14 protein-coding genes and 1 pseudogene are annotated in these 14504 nt (G+C 35.8%); 12 read left to right on the top strand and 3 right to left on the bottom strand.

The features are described from left to right. Positions 1 to 40: 40 nt before the first annotated feature. The 3 genes from AS161_RS07575 to AS161_RS07565 all read left to right on the top strand — a co-directional run bounded on the left by AS161_RS07575 (position 41) and on the right by AS161_RS07565 (position 4252). On the top strand, positions 41 to 2032 hold the full coding sequence (locus tag AS161_RS07575) for a glucodextranase DOMON-like domain-containing protein (protein ID WP_014452211.1): 1992 nt from the start codon (positions 41 to 43) through the stop codon (positions 2030 to 2032). Positions 2033 to 2161: 129 nt separating this feature from the next. Further along, positions 2162 to 3763 (top strand): ATP-binding protein, encoded by a 1602-nt coding sequence (locus AS161_RS07570; RefSeq protein ID WP_164542340.1) that lies wholly within the window; start codon positions 2162 to 2164, stop codon positions 3761 to 3763. 18 nt (positions 3764 to 3781) lie between these two features. After that, on the top strand, positions 3782 to 4252 hold the full coding sequence (locus AS161_RS07565) for a pyridoxamine 5'-phosphate oxidase family protein (protein WP_011994751.1): 471 nt from the start codon (positions 3782 to 3784) through the stop codon (positions 4250 to 4252). Positions 4253 to 4573: 321 nt separating this feature from the next. On the opposite strand, the gene AS161_RS09340 is transcribed toward AS161_RS07565, so the two are convergent. Continuing rightward, the gene (locus AS161_RS09340) at positions 4574 to 5173 is read right to left on the bottom strand and encodes a DDE-type integrase/transposase/recombinase (RefSeq protein ID WP_158510139.1); all 600 of its coding nucleotides are present in this window, start codon (positions 5171 to 5173) and stop codon (positions 4574 to 4576) included. Here AS161_RS09340 and AS161_RS09335 point away from each other — a divergent pair. After that, entirely contained in the window at positions 5159 to 5626 is a 468-nt protein-coding gene (locus AS161_RS09335; RefSeq protein WP_231882451.1) for a hypothetical protein, read from the top strand. The two genes, AS161_RS09340 and AS161_RS09335, sit on opposite strands and share 15 nt — an antisense overlap. Here the strand turns inward: AS161_RS09335 and AS161_RS07555 are convergent. Then, on the bottom strand, positions 5568 to 6293 hold the full coding sequence (locus AS161_RS07555) for a glycogen/starch/alpha-glucan phosphorylase (protein ID WP_033192267.1): 726 nt from the start codon (positions 6291 to 6293) through the stop codon (positions 5568 to 5570). The genes AS161_RS09335 and AS161_RS07555 overlap by 59 nt on opposite strands. 529 nt (positions 6294 to 6822) lie before the next feature. Between AS161_RS07555 and AS161_RS07545 the strand changes: the two genes are divergently transcribed. Further along, positions 6823 to 7233, top strand: a complete 411-nt coding sequence (locus tag AS161_RS07545) for a hypothetical protein (protein ID WP_011994753.1) — start codon at positions 6823 to 6825, stop codon at positions 7231 to 7233. Then, positions 7223 to 8479 carry a CPBP family intramembrane glutamic endopeptidase gene (locus AS161_RS07540; RefSeq protein ID WP_249477048.1) on the top strand — a complete coding sequence of 419 codons (1257 nt, stop codon included), beginning with the start codon at positions 7223 to 7225 and terminating at the stop codon, positions 8477 to 8479. The genes AS161_RS07545 and AS161_RS07540 overlap by 11 nt, the downstream gene beginning before the upstream one ends. Here the strand turns inward: AS161_RS07540 and AS161_RS07535 are convergent. Beyond that, a pseudogene (locus AS161_RS07535) lies at positions 8480 to 9288 on the bottom strand (IS481 family transposase). Between the two features lie 458 nt (positions 9289 to 9746). Between AS161_RS07535 and AS161_RS07525 the strand changes: the two are divergent. The 6 genes from AS161_RS07525 (at position 9747) to cas1 (ending at position 14453) form a co-directional block, all read left to right on the top strand. Further along, positions 9747 to 11141 carry a DUF2828 family protein gene (locus AS161_RS07525; RefSeq protein WP_041256981.1) on the top strand — a complete coding sequence of 465 codons (1395 nt, stop codon included), beginning with the start codon at positions 9747 to 9749 and terminating at the stop codon, positions 11139 to 11141. Positions 11142 to 11310: 169 nt separating this feature from the next. Next, on the top strand, positions 11311 to 11760 hold the full coding sequence (locus AS161_RS07520; RefSeq protein WP_011994757.1) for a hypothetical protein: 450 nt from the start codon (positions 11311 to 11313) through the stop codon (positions 11758 to 11760). A gap of 39 nt (positions 11761 to 11799) precedes the next feature. After that, a complete protein-coding gene (locus AS161_RS07515) occupies positions 11800 to 12324 on the top strand; it encodes a hypothetical protein (RefSeq protein ID WP_011994758.1) in 525 nt (174 codons plus the stop codon). A 19-nt stretch (positions 12325 to 12343) separates the two neighbouring features. Next, the gene (locus AS161_RS07510; RefSeq protein ID WP_011994759.1) at positions 12344 to 12691 is read left to right on the top strand and encodes a hypothetical protein; all 348 of its coding nucleotides are present in this window, start codon (positions 12344 to 12346) and stop codon (positions 12689 to 12691) included. A gap of 245 nt (positions 12692 to 12936) precedes the next feature. Next, positions 12937 to 13380, top strand: a complete 444-nt coding sequence (locus AS161_RS07505) for an RNase H family protein (protein ID WP_011994760.1) — start codon at positions 12937 to 12939, stop codon at positions 13378 to 13380. Between the two features lie 68 nt (positions 13381 to 13448). After that, positions 13449 to 14453, top strand: coding sequence for a CRISPR-associated endonuclease Cas1 (gene cas1 / locus AS161_RS07500; protein WP_011994761.1), 1005 nt, complete (start codon positions 13449 to 13451; stop codon positions 14451 to 14453). The last annotated feature ends 51 nt before the right edge of the window (positions 14454 to 14504 follow it).

The raw sequence follows: 14504 nt of genomic DNA, 5'->3' as shown, positions 1-14504 counted from the left end.
AATATATTTAGTCTACCATTCTTAAAAAGGGGGTAAGTGTATGAAAGCGTTAAGAGGTATTTTGATAATTTTCCTTGTTTTGTCCATTTTCTCTTTTGCGGCGTTAAAGATTGATGGTAACAAGGTTGTATTCACATTCAGCTATCCACAGGCAAGTACAGTGCATTTGGCAGGTACATTTAACAATTGGTCGACAAACGCTAATCCGATGAGAAGAGAAGGCGATTTGTGGATAACAGAACTTGAACTTAAACCGGGTACTTACCAGTATAAGTTCGTTATCGATGGTGGTAAAGTTTGGAAAGAAGACCCAGATGCTCCAGGATACACAGATGACGGATTTGGTGGTAAAAATGGTGTGTTTACTCTTGCACAAAAAGATGGAAAACTTGTTATCGTTGCACCAGCAGCTGAAATAAAAGAAAAAGTTGAAATTAACACAGAAAGAAAGGAAAACTTTTCCATCGAAGATAATGCATATGTGGTTATAAAATTCTACAAACCAGAAGCTAAATACGTTTTCATAGCGGGGTCTTTCAACAACTGGAGTATGAGCGATACTGAATGTTACAGCTCTGGCGACGGATGGTGGGAAGCCGTTCTTGAACTTTCAGCGGGTGTTTACCAATACAAATTCGTTGTCGATGGTAAAGATTGGGTGGCTGATCCAAACGCTCCAGCCTACGTTGATGATGGTTTTGGTGGTAAGAACGGTATCTTCGAAGTGTGGAAAGAAGATGGAAAACTAAGAGTTGGTGCTCCAAAGGTTCAGAAAGAAGAAGAACAAACCAAAGTTGAATTACCTAAGGAAAATATTATCAAGTCAGTTCAATACGAAATCGATGGAAAATTATCTGATGTTGAAAAATCAACGGCGATGTACAGCGGAACAGTTATAAAACAAGCTTACGTTGCAAGAACATCAACAGCTGCGTACGTGAGCATCGTACTTGACAAACCAGCAAGAGATTACGTTGGACAAAATGTTCTCTTTGAAGTTTACACCGACGCACCAAAAATGACAGCGTCGAACAGAAAAACATCCGGTGGTACAATACTCAGTAAACCAGTTGGTTTCAGATTCTCACTCAACATGAGAACATGGCAAACAAGGAAACGTGGTACATTCTTCGCAGCTGCAGGAGACGATTCTTGGATACTCCAAGCAAATGTCTTCAAATCAGCAGTTGATGATGTTGTCGAGATTGAAATACCATACGATATACTCGGAATCAAAAGTGGGGAAAATTTCAACATTTACATCGTATGTTCTGTTGATGGAAAAGATGAAGTACTGCCGCAAGAAGGCATAGCTATAAAGACACCTACGATGCTTTCTGGAAATGTGATAGCAAAATTCGCCGATAAAATTGGCGATGATTACGGCTTTGGTACGTACGTTTATCCAAAAGATCCAGCTTTTGCGCCTTACAAAGGACTTTGGGACATAACAGAAGTTACCGTACTTGAAAATGACGAAGCGTACGTTTTCAGCATCAAATTTGCTGAAATGACCAACCCATGGGCGTCACCAAAAGGCTTTTCACACCAACTTGTGAACATTTACCTTGACACAAAGGCTGGTGGAAAGACGTCAACATACAAAGAAGGGGCAAGGGTACAATTCAAAGAACCTTGGGATTACTTCATAAAGGTTGCAGGATGGCCAGATGATAGAATAGTCTTTGCCACAGCCGATGGTAAAGAAATACCAGAAGCTATAATATACGAAGCCGATCCAGCAGATAAAGTGATACATATAATCGTATTCAAGAAATACCTTGAAGTGAAAACTGGTATAAAAGCATACATCTTATCACTTAGCCAAGACGGATATGGTACTGATCACATCAGACCTGTTTCAAAAGACCCAACACAATGGACACTCGGTGGATACCCCGTTGATTCAAAAGACTTTGCACCATACGTACTTGATACAATAGTTCCAGAAGGTCAAAAACAAGAAGACATACTTAAATCATATGTTCCAGGACAATCGTACGCAACATTGATACCAATCGTGGTAAAATGACATAAGCAAACATAATTTGAAAACCTCGCTGGTGTAAAACCAGCGAGGTTTTTGTTTTTTTGATGAATTAGAAGAGATAGTGATATAATATTTTCGAGATTTAAACTTCAAAACAAAGAGGTGAGAATAATGAAAGAACTGCCGATAGGTGTAATAGATTTCAAAGATTTAATAAATGGAAATTTTACATACGTGGATAAGACAAAGTACATATACGAACTGGTGAAAAGAGCAAAAGGATACTATTTTCTTTCCCGACCAAGGAGATTTGGGAAGAGTTTGACAGTGAGTGTACTTGAGTATTTATTCAAAGGAGAGAAAAAACTATTCGAAGGCACATGGATATACGACAAATGGAATTGGGAAAGCTTTCCTGTTGTTAGGCTGGATATGAACGAAATAGATACAACTTCACCGGAAGATACGTACAATTCTCTTTTCTTAAGATTAAAACGTATAGCCAAAGATTACGATGTTTCATGTGTTGACGGCACTATTTCCGATGTATTCTATTATCTTGTGCAGGATATAGGTCGGAAATACAACAAACCCGTTGTCTTACTCATCGATGAATACGAAAAGCCGATATTAGATCATATTTCAGACAAACAAAAGGCACACGAAATGAGAGAAATACTCAGACAACTGTACACAAAAATCAAAAGTCTTGATCAATATCTTCGCTTTGTCTTTCTCACTGGTATTACCAAATACACCAAGGCTGGTGTGTTCTCCACTTTGAACAACCTTGTTGATATATCTTTCCATGAAGATTTTTCTCAAATGCTTGGATATACACAAGAGGAAATCATTCAATATTTTCCTGAGTACATTGATATGGCTTGTCAAAAGTTAAATATGAGCAAGGATTACTTACTTGAGCAACTTGAGAAATACTATGGCGGTTTTTCTTTCGATGGAAAACACTTTGTGTTCAATCCATTTGCGGTACTTTTGTTTTTCTTTCACAAAAGCTTTCTTGTATACTGGAACGATCCAGGAGCACCGAAGTTTTTACATGATTATCTACGTGCAAGGAAAGTCAAGCTTGAAGATATCCTCAAAAAAGATTTACTCATCTCATATATCGAATTGACAAGTAGAGAAATAGAAGAGAGCGTTGCTAAATCTTTCCTTGTTCAAGCAGGATATCTGACATTTTACAAGGAAATAGACAGCGGACTGTACGGGTTAAAAATACCAAACATAGACGCTGGGCAATCATTGTCTCAGATGTTACTTGAATTGAATTACGAATTGGATATAGATGATTTAAACAGAATAGGAGTAAAGATAAAGGATGCTGTGAAAAAAGAAAACGTTGATGGGTTGATAGGTGGATTAAAAGAGATACTTGGTAAGATGAGCTATCGGTTGAGTGAGAAGATAAAACAAGTAACGAAGAATGAAGAACAAGAAGACAAATTAAGGACGATAGAATCGCACTATGAGATGGTGATAAGCGGGATATTATTTGGAAGTGGAGTGTACCATGAGATAGAAAAAGAAGTATCCGGAGGGATAATAGACATTCTGATAGAAAACAACGGGGTTGCGTATATAATTGAGCTGAAGGTTGACAAAAGTGCAAAAGAAGCGCTTGAACAGATAAAGGAAAGAAGATATTATGAAGGATTCACAAGCAAGAAATGTTATCTTATAGGTGTGAGTATAGATAGTCGGTTAAAAAACATAAAGGAATGGACCTACGAAGTTATCGAGGCAAAGTAAAAAGCGAGGTTGATAACGATGGAGAAATTTCCACCTATGCGTAGAAAAGATAGAGAATTACCAGAACAACAAACGTTTGAAATACTCAAATCCGGTGATTATGGTGTCTTAGCAACATTTAACGGCGAATATCCATATGGGATACCAGTAAACTATGCATTTGATGGAGAGTATATCTATATTCACTGTGCTAAAGAAGGTCATAAGATAGAAAACATAAAAAAATTTTCAAACGTATGCTTTACTATTGTCAAAAGCTACGAAATTTTGCCTGATGAACTATCAACTGCATATGAAAGCGTAATTGCCTTTGGAAAAGCTTCAATAGTTGAAAATGAAGACGAAAAGCGCGGAGCACTTGAACTGATAGGAAAGAAATATTCAAATAACTTAGAGAAAATAAAAGGCGAAATCGCAGATTCAATACAGAGAGTGAGCATTATAAAAATAGAAATCGAACACATATCTGGTAAATCAAGAAAAAGATAGTATATCGCAAAATGCGATATCGCATTTTGCGATATTTTTTTCATTTGTCAGAAATTTCCATCCTGGGTGTCTATATATATGAAAAGGAAAAAATCCCAATAGACTGTTCGGTGATATGAAAAAGTAGGGCAAAAAAGTAAAATTCTTGTTCTTCATCAAGATTTGTTTCTGAAAACCTTTGTCGTTTTTCTTCGTCGGTTTTTGAAATTGGTAATTTTCGTTCTTTGATAGTCAATTTCTAAGCTTTTTTCACTAAAAAATATCTTCACTGTCTCCACATTGCTTTTTTACTTGGATTTGATTTTTCTTTACTTGTTTGTTTTACTGTAGTGCAAATAGTTCTTGATGGTGTTCAAACAAGTAATTCAGTAACGGTTTTTGTATCTTTGTCCAGTTTTTTGCTTGATGTTTTATTCTTAGTTCTCTTTTGATATTGTGCATTACCACAAACGCTTTGATGTAATAAAACACATTCGATAATTTTTTGAATCCTCTTCTAACTTGAGTAAACATTGCAAGAAGACTATTTCTTGATTCAGCTGGTTGATTTTTCTTTGAATCGATGATTTTGTGCTTGATATTGAGTTTTTCGCAAGCTACAGCATAGGAAGGTAGACCGTCAGAGTAAACAAGTTTAGGTTTACATGGAAAGATTAGTTGCAAAGCTTCAAAAGTATCACGATTAGTGGAAACAACAAAGTTAACGATTCTGTACTTACTCACGGCAAAGAAAATGTACAAATTACGTCTTTCATCACCGATTTTGATTTTCTCAAACTTCTCATCGACGTTGATAATATCAGACAGGATAGGAGAAAATACGATAGCTTTAGAAAGATTGATGATCCACTGATAAATAGTAGATACACTTGGAGAGTAACCTTGAGAAATTAAAACATTTCTAATTTGTCTGATAGACAAATTAGAATAGAAAAGCTCAAAGGCATGCAAGCAGACAGAAATAGGATACTTAGGCGAAAAACGGATAGAAGAGAAATACTCAACCAAAGAAAGAGTAAAAAGGTCAACGTTAGTTTTGAAATCACAAGTGCGACAACGGAAACGGACGTAAGAATGACGGACTTTGGAGATTTTCATGGGGCGATCACAATGAGGGCAGCGAGGATAAGGGAAATCGAAGCGTTTCTTACGCTGAGCTTTAGGGAAAGAGAAAGTGCGTTTACATTCAGAACAGATGAAACTGGTAACTTGAACCAAAGAACCATCGGGAGCACGACGATGATAGTGAGCGTTGATGTAGACTTTAGTTGGATGATCGCAGTAAGGACAGCGAGGACGATTGGAGAAGTCGGATTTACGTGGCATAGGGTAATCTACTTTCGTGAGGATGGAGGGGGGTGTACCCCTCTTTAAGAATTATACAACGAATTCGGATGGTTATCATAATTTTATCGAACAGTCTAGAACAGTCTCTAAATTTCAAATTACCCTTTTCATCTGTATAAGGTTCACTTCTGCCAAAAAATCTAACCTTTACCGCTTCTTCCGGCTTTGGAAATTCCCATGGATATCCATTCTTTAGCCAATCATCTGGGAGTTCCTTTTGAAATCCATTTTCGATAGCTTGTTTAAACAGGCCGTATTGATACCTAATCGTGTATCCGTAAGAAAGGCAACCGAGGGTGGCTAAGGAATCGAGAAAACAGGCGGCAAGTCTTCCAAGTCCACCGTTACCAAGCGCTGCATCTTCTTCCAAAAGCGCAATTTCATCGAGAGATACGTTGTATTTACTCAAAAGTTCTTTAACTTCATCTTCCGCTTTCAAGTTCAAGATATTGTTGTACAACAACCTACCTATCAAAAATTCCATCGATAGATAATTGACTATTTTCAGATCTTTCTTTTTGTAGATTATCTCTTCTGTGTTGAGCCATTTTTCGGCAATCAGGTCTCTAACAGAGTAGGAAAGTGCAAAGAATTTCTGTAGCAACGTGGAATACTCCGTTTTTTCCGCCAAGGAATGATGCATGTGGTACTTAAATTGCGTCGATAAGTCTAGTTTTTTGCTATTTCTTGCCACCATCCGCACCCCTTTTCTAAAACTTCAGAACCGTTTCCAACAAAAATCCATCTTAAAATTTACACTAAATTCGAAAAATGTCAAATACACAAGGAAAAACGAACATACTCTTGAATTCTCAAATTTTAGACGATTAAATGTTGTTTTGTGATGCTAATGCCTCCTAATCAGTTCATTTACAAATTCACTCCATTCAATATCCTTCGCCGACAACAGTAACGTGAGGTGGTACTTCAAATCGGCTAATTTGTATATCAAATGCTCTCTATCTTCTCCCATGGCTGCCAATACAACTTCGATACTTTCTTCACCGAATTTTTTGAATCGTATTATAACAAGAACCTTCTACAAGCCAAAATAATAAATAATCATAAGATTAGAAAATATATTGAGCATTAATTAATTAGATTTCTTTTTTTTTTTACAATTACTCGCGATTGTCATCAAAAGAAGTTGTACTATAATAAAATTAGTCAGAACATCAAACCGGTTTGATGGATATAAATCAATATTACGGGGAGGAAGTATTATGAAGATTCAAGAAAGAAGTAGATTTCTTTTGATAATGGTAACATTATTTTTTTTGTTCATTAATGGCTCTGTCCTAAAAGCGGAAACTCTGAGATTGCAAAATAATTCGTTCAATAATTCGTTCTCTGATTATCAATTAAATTCACCTTGGCAAGGATTTATAGTGGTAGCAAAGTATGTGTATAAATTTTTTAATATCGTAGGTGTAGTAGAAACTGGAATCAAGACTGTCAGAGCAATTGGGCAAACTACAGAAGAAGCTATATGGAAGCTTTACAATGCAATTCAAGAGGAAGAGATGATGGAGTATAACAAAAAGGTTATTTCAAGTACATTGACTATAGAACAAATATATCCAATCTCTTACTTCACAATGAATAACTTTGAAAAAACCGAAAATGGAGAGTGAAATGAAACAGTCAAAGGATAGTTTTTTAAACCGATTTTTGAGCCATCGTGGTAGAATTTTTGAATATGTAATTTTCGTAACCTTATTTGTAATATTCTTTTCTTTAATAAACGGAGCACAAGAAAGCTTTGTCCCCACATATGGTGGGGTATTTTATATGTTTGTTATTGCATTTTTTGAAGAGCTTATATTCAGGAAATTTTTGTATGGTTTTTTAAGAAAAAGGAAAAATTCCATAATCGCCGCTATATTTTCGTCAGTTATCTTTTCAATTGCGCACACACAATATTATTCTTCACCTCTTTTGTTATTTAACATTTTCATTTTGGGGTTAAAGTATTGTGTAATATTTGACTATACGAATTCCGTTCTTTTTACTTCCTTAATGCACTTTTTGGAAAATGTATTTAGGCAAAAAATTCCAAAACAATTTTTCCCTATTATATCAGTTTCCTATTCAGATTCTGCAGTTATATCTTTTGTTTCGTTCTTTTTAGTTTTGTACTTTTATTATAAGAAAAATTCAACTTTACCTATTCAAAAAGAAGAAAGAAAAAAGCTCAATTTTATGGATTTTTTGCAATGGTGTTATCTTCAATCTCAGCATTTTCTCATTATTTTGTCAATTCCGTTTTTGTACGGGTATGATTTAAAAAAAGAAGAGATATTTATTGATCCTAAGTATAACAATATTCAAACGTACGTGAGCGTTCTTTTTGTTTTAACATCAGTATCGATCTTTATTTTCTACTTCTCTGAAAAATTCAAAAATTTCTTTTCGGTGTTTATGGCATACACTTACACAACATTTTGGTACATATTTTTAAACCTCTTTCTGAATGTAAAAGAAGGAAAAAACATTATAAACTTTTCTATTTTATACATATTTCTTTATGTTCACCTAAGAAAACAAAAGATTATACATAAGCTTGAATACATTCTTATTCCAAGCCTAAGCACTGTATTAATAGTAATCGAAATTGTTTTGAAAATGAAACTTAGTGTAATACTTCTATCAGTAGCAATTTTAGTAGCAATTCTCGTACGTGAAAACGGTTTGTTGTATAATTTTTTAGCTTTTACAATTTCATCACTTATTTCAAGGTTCAGTGGGGATGAATTTCAAATTTTTTACGCTTACTTTTGGGTAATTTATTCTTCAATACTGGTTTTTATTTTTTCATTGAAGTATTTAAAACTTGCATCAAATTCTTCAAAAGTTACTGTCTCCCAGGATGCCTGCTAATTAACTGGTGGTGGTGAAGACATATTTACCAGTTAATTTATTGAAAAGATGATACAAACTCCCCACTTTTCTGAATACCTCCTCAAGTAATACCACAGGATATTCGTATACATGTCCTGATACCATTATTTTGCTTTCTGTAAATTTTTCATATGGCGTCATCCCTTTCATCCCTTTTCCGTTGCTTGGTCTGGCTTTGTTCCACGTGTCTTGCCATCTTTGTGCCTTGTCTAAAAATTCAACCTTATTCTTGCATCTTTCAGCATGGTTCATCAAAAAGTATTCATCATCCGCTCTATGGCTGTTCTCTATTACTCCCATCAAGTGTTTTGCTCTCGGTGGTATTGGACTTAACTGTAAATCTAACTTTTCAAATATCTCGTTCCATTCGTTCAATTTCCTTTCGCTTCCTGCGCAAAACTCCATTCCGTTATCCATCCGTATTTTCATTCTCCATCTTACATTGTGCACTCTTAACCATAACGCTACTATCGAAATGAACATAAATCCAAACGTTGAATTTAATTCATATGAGTATGCTGTAAATCTTGTCCTGGTTGCTACGTCTATCATATTCCATTCGTATCTTGGCAATCTGTAATTTTTCATGTGCTGATATACTTCTTTGGGTAAGCTTTCTTTGTCTAATGGGAGTTTTTCGGTCTTCTTGACTTATCTTCCAAACAATCGTATACAGCTCTTCTTACTGTTGCTCTTGCAATACCTAATATCTTTGCTGTCTTTGATACATTCTGGTTGTTAGCTTCAAAAACTTTACGAACAACTTCTCTTGCTTTTTGAGGGGACAGTTTTCTTAGTTCATGATATGATTATTCATAGGCTGACCTCCCATCCTGGAAGGAATTTGGTAATACGATAAAAGGGGATGTTACATGTTTTAATTATATCAAACAGGATGGAGGCAGCCTCTATTCTTTTTAGAGTTCCATTTATGTTATTTTGTTTTTCTATCTGGTAAGTATGTCCATACCCATTCGTGGATGAAAAGCGCTATGCACTTGAACTGATAGGAAAGAAATATTCAAATAACTTAGAGAAAATAAAAGGTGAAATCGCAGATTCAATACAGAGAGTGAGCATTATAAAAATAGAAATCGAACACATATCTGGTAAATCAAGAAAAAGATAGTTATATCGCAAAATGCGATATCGCATTTTGCGATATTTTTTTCATTTGTCAGAAATTTCCATCCTGGGTGTCTATATATATGAAAAGGAAAAAATCCCAAGGATGGGGGTGCTTGGCATGATGAAAACTAACGAAGGTGGAAATACATACGAATTCTCTCTCAATCACCATCTTGAGTTCTTCTCTAAAGCTGGAAGCCTCTTTGAAGGCAGATACTCATTTTACGGACAAGAAGAATCCGCACTTTCTCTTTTCCAGAAGATGTGGGCAATCGATAGAATTGAAGATAGAGCACTTGCCATGAAACTACTCTTCTGGCTTAGAGACTGCCGTGGTGGGGCGGGTAATCGCAGTGGCTTTAGAAAATGTGCCAGATGGCTTGCCAAAAACGACTCAAAATGGCTTGAAGTAAACATGCATTTAATCCCAGAATACGGTCGTTGGGACGACCTTAAGATACTCTTTGGTACACCACTTGAAGACCAAGCAGCTAAACTTTGGGCTGAAGCCATAACTGAAAAAAACGTACTTGCAGCTAAATGGGCGAAAAGAGAATACAAACCCGTTCAACGTGCTCTTGGTCTAAACGAAGCAGGCTTAAGAAAATTACTTGCTAACATTAGAAAACAACACATAGTTGAGCACAAAATGTGCCAAGACATGTGGAAAGAAATCGAATACGAAAAGGTACCTTCAGTTGCAATGGCAAGATACACACGTGCCTTCTTAAGGCATGATAAAGAAGGCTTTGAAACATACAAATCCAAACTTTCTAACGGAGAAGCTAAGATAAATACACAAGCACTCTATCCACACGACTGTGTAAGAACAGTCTTCTTTGGCGATAAAGAATTAGCAGACCTTCAATTTGAAAATTTACCAAACTTCATGCCGGAAAATTACAAAGTCATAGTAATCTCCGACACCTCGGGAAGCATGTCAGTTCCTGTTAGTGGTTCAATACAGGCAGTCGATATTTCCATAGGACTTGCTCTGTATTGCTCTGCAAAAATCCCACAAGATAACCCATTCCACAAGAAATTCATAGCTTTCGAATCAGAAAGTGAGTTTAAGAACTGGAACGGTATGAAATTCAGCGAAGCGGTTACGAACAGAGAAATTTTCGATGGTGCTTGTGGTGCCACGAGGATAGATAAAGCATTGAAATTGATCCTTGATACGGCAAGATTTTACAACCTAAGACAAGAACAACTACCAGACGTCTTACTCATCGTCTCAGATATGCAATTCCACATGGGTGTGGAAGGGGAAGGAACAGAAGTTGAAAAAGTCTTAAAACAATTCCAAGAAAATGGATACATACCACCGAAAATCGTTTACTGGAACACAGCAGGATACGCAGGAAGCCCTGCAACGGTCAACACACCAAATACGGTTCTAATCTCAGGTTTCAGCCCATCAGTACTAAAATACGTCTTTGCATCGGATTTCTCACCAATGAGCGTGCTCTACGCTACAGTTGAAAAATACAAAGTTAACATACCAAACTAACCATCCACTCTCTAAAAAAGCTACTTTCTAACACAATTAGAAAGTAGCTTTCTTACGCCCAAAGATAACCTCTACAATCACGTCAATTATCAACTTTCCCACCATAACAAATGTCCTGTTTAATTTGGGAAATTCCATCCTGAAATTCAAAGCAAGGAGGTGTATTATTTTGGACAGACCAATAGAGATCTACGTTGATGGTGCGTTTAAAGGAGGACTGATCGCATACGGATATGTAATTCACAACAGCGATTGCTCAAAAGCTATCGACGTACAAGTTAAAAGACCAACTACGCACTTTCAAAACGTAGAAGCCGAAATCACAGCTGTACTTGAAGCACTTAGACACATTTACAGAAACTACTGGACTACAAATACCGGAAAAATAATACTATACTACGACCTCAACCTGATAAAGGACATTATATACAACAGAAAACTGCAGCTTAAAAACCCATATTATGAAAACTACGCCACGGAATTTAGAACACTTGAAGAACACCTTAAGTGCGAAGTGATCTTTAAGAAAGTAACAAACAACCCAATACACAATTATATTGACGAAGAAATTAGGAAAAAACTAAACTCCTCACTCAAAAACAAACTACAATCACTATGACTCCAACTCTGAAAATAATCAAAAAAGGAGGTAGAAAATATGTTTGGTTTCATTCCTTTAACAGAACCTGAAGTAAAAGAAATGCTTGAGATTATGACCCAAAACGACGCATCACACAAAAAATTCATGTTCACTCTAATTAACAACAACGACATTATCGCATTTGGCTTATCAATTCTAATCTCGTTTGTTATCGATCCAGTAATAATAGCTACTATTTACGGTGGTAGCATACTCAAATTTCTTTTAGCAACGTACTTTTCCTACATGATAGCTAATTACATCATTAACGGTGGTATATATTACACATATATAGCAATAAAATTTGCAAGTACGAGAAAACTAAAATTGAAAGTAACCCTAAACAGCATACTGAACTCCGCGTTTCACGTTGGTCTTTTAACAATAGCTTTATTTCTCTTCGTATTTGTATTACGCATCAACACATTACAATTTGCGGCAGTTGTAAACGACAAATACAACGTACCATTTGAAGATTTCAAAGCTATATTTAAACATGTACCATTCGTAGTTCTGCACTTTGCGTTCTTATTTGGAATATAGAAAAGAAAGGAGGAAGAACATGGAAAGAATGGAAAGAATACTGTTTGGTAAATTCATAGGTGACGTAGGCATGATGACAATACTTGTCAAAGCTGAAGAATTAGACAATCTACCAAACTGGATTTGGATAGATTGCGAAGAAGACTCTCAGAAACCAGACTACGTTTTATTTGAAATCTTAGACTCAGTCCCCGAAGTTGGTGAAATAGATGGAAACATATACTACATTTACGGTGAATTCAACGAAGAAAAGTACCAACATGCTGAACCGATTACTACTTTCCAAGATTACAGTATAGACTTAGACTTTTTTCAAACAATACAAGACGAATGCGAGTGGGAAATTGTACATTATTTAGATTACTAAATTAAGAGCGCTATCGCTTCTGAAATTGAACCTCCACACAAACCCACACTATTACCCCCACACCCCGAATAAATAATGTCCCAACTAATTTGGAACCCCCTAACAAATTACACTTTCACTACTCTCACTACATACTAAAATACTAAACTTTGGGTACAGGATCAAACCGGTACCCATGCTTTTTCAAATTAATGTCCATCTTAATTTGGAAAACAAAAATAACCTAAAAATTGGAGGTGTAAAGTATGAACGGAGTAATAAGAGTCTATACTGACGGCTCTTACAAGAACGGCATGATCTCCTACGGATTCATGCTTTACGGCTTTGGTTTTGACGGAACAATAAAAGTTTCAACGTCAAGACCTGGTACTACACTTCAAAACGTTGAAGCTGAACTCAAAGCCGTCCTTGAAGCACTCAAATACCTTAAAAGAAATTACGGTGAACTAAACAACTACACCATCATACTCTGTTATGACCTTGAACTAATTAAAAGCATACTTACCAACCCAAGAGCACAAGCAAGAAACGGATACTTACGAAACTACGTTGAACAATTCAGAATACTCCAACAATCCTTAGGTTGCAAGATACTCTTTGAAAAAGTAAAAGGACACTACCACGAAATACACAACAGACTCGATAGAGCTGTAAGAAGAAAACTAAACGAAGTACTTGCGTCAGCTTAGTAAATTACTCTCCCTTCCCCCGACGCAAGTCGGGGTTTTTCTAACAACCTAACAAGAAGGTGGAAAAAATGACAATATATGTCTTAGAACAAGGAACAGTACTCGCTAAAAAAGATGGCAGAATGATTATAACCAAAGCCAAACAAGTATTAGACGAAATACCACTCAAAAAAATAGAAAGAATCAACCTACTTGGAAACATCACGCTAACATCTCAAATGATTAACTACTGCCTCGATAACAAAATCGAAGTAATCTTCATGACACAACACGGAAGATACAGGGGAAAACTCTATACAGACGAATACAGAAACGTACTCCTAAGACTTAAACAATACGAAAGAGCAACCGACAAACAGTTCCAACTCGAAATATCCAAATCGATAGTCCAAGGCAAACTACAAAACTACTACAACTTCCTAACCCAGAAAAGCAAAAACCTCCCAAAAGGATTATTAAGTGAAGAAAGAGCTGGAATAAGAACAGTAATAGAAAAAGTCAACAAAGCGAAAACAGTCGATGAAGTCAGAGGTTATGAAGGAATAGGCTCAAAAATATACTTCTCTGGTTTCAAAAAATGCATACGAACAGAAGAACTCACATTCAATGGAAGAACAGCACATCCGCCGAAAGATGAAATAAACGCAATGCTTTCACTTGGATATTACTTTCTGTATGTAGAAATGTTATTAGCAATAAATGCAGTTGGACTTGATCCATACTTTGGGAATCTACACACAATAGATGTTTCAAAACAATCACTATTATTTGACTTAGTTGAAGAATTCAGATGTGTGATAATCGACAACTTTGTTTTGAACCTAATCAACCTAAAAACAATAAAAAAGGAAGACTTTGAAAAACGTGAAAACGATATCTACTACTTCACAAAAGACGGTATGAAAAAATACATAACTGAATACGAACAAATGATGAAACAAAAACTCAAATACCACTTAGATTCAGAAGAAAATTACATACGTACAATATTCGAAAAACAAGCACGACATTATGCAAGAGTCGTATTAGGCGACGAAGAAAAATACCAGCCATACTACTTAGAAAAAATTTAATGTCATATATAACTTGGGAACAACCTCAAAAAGATTTCCGGTAATAAGTCA

Origin of the sequence: Fervidobacterium sp. 2310opik-2 (assembly GCF_011057735.1) — a bacterium.
In the GTDB taxonomy this organism is placed as follows: Bacteria; Thermotogota; Thermotogae; order Thermotogales; family Fervidobacteriaceae; genus Fervidobacterium; species Fervidobacterium nodosum.
Note: the sequence above shows the minus strand (reverse complement) of the source record. Positions and strands in the feature narration are given on the sequence as shown.

Bases quoted from the DNA above. Each gene is read 5' to 3' on its own strand.
- AS161_RS07575 (WP_014452211.1), top strand. From the start codon at position 41: ATGAAAGCGTTAAGAGGTATTTTGATAATTTTCCTTGTTTTGTCCATT.
- AS161_RS07570 (WP_164542340.1), top strand. From the start codon at position 2,162: ATGAAAGAACTGCCGATAGGTGTAATAGATTTCAAAGATTTAATAAAT.
- AS161_RS07565 (WP_011994751.1), top strand. From the start codon at position 3,782: ATGGAGAAATTTCCACCTATGCGTAGAAAAGATAGAGAATTACCAGAA.
- AS161_RS07545 (WP_011994753.1), top strand. From the start codon at position 6,823: ATGAAGATTCAAGAAAGAAGTAGATTTCTTTTGATAATGGTAACATTA.
- AS161_RS07540 (WP_249477048.1), top strand. From the start codon at position 7,223: ATGGAGAGTGAAATGAAACAGTCAAAGGATAGTTTTTTAAACCGATTT.
- AS161_RS07525 (WP_041256981.1), top strand. From the start codon at position 9,747: ATGATGAAAACTAACGAAGGTGGAAATACATACGAATTCTCTCTCAAT.
- AS161_RS07515 (WP_011994758.1), top strand. From the start codon at position 11,800: ATGTTTGGTTTCATTCCTTTAACAGAACCTGAAGTAAAAGAAATGCTT.
- AS161_RS07510 (WP_011994759.1), top strand. From the start codon at position 12,344: ATGGAAAGAATGGAAAGAATACTGTTTGGTAAATTCATAGGTGACGTA.
- AS161_RS07505 (WP_011994760.1), top strand. From the start codon at position 12,937: ATGAACGGAGTAATAAGAGTCTATACTGACGGCTCTTACAAGAACGGC.
- cas1 (WP_011994761.1), top strand. From the start codon at position 13,449: ATGACAATATATGTCTTAGAACAAGGAACAGTACTCGCTAAAAAAGAT.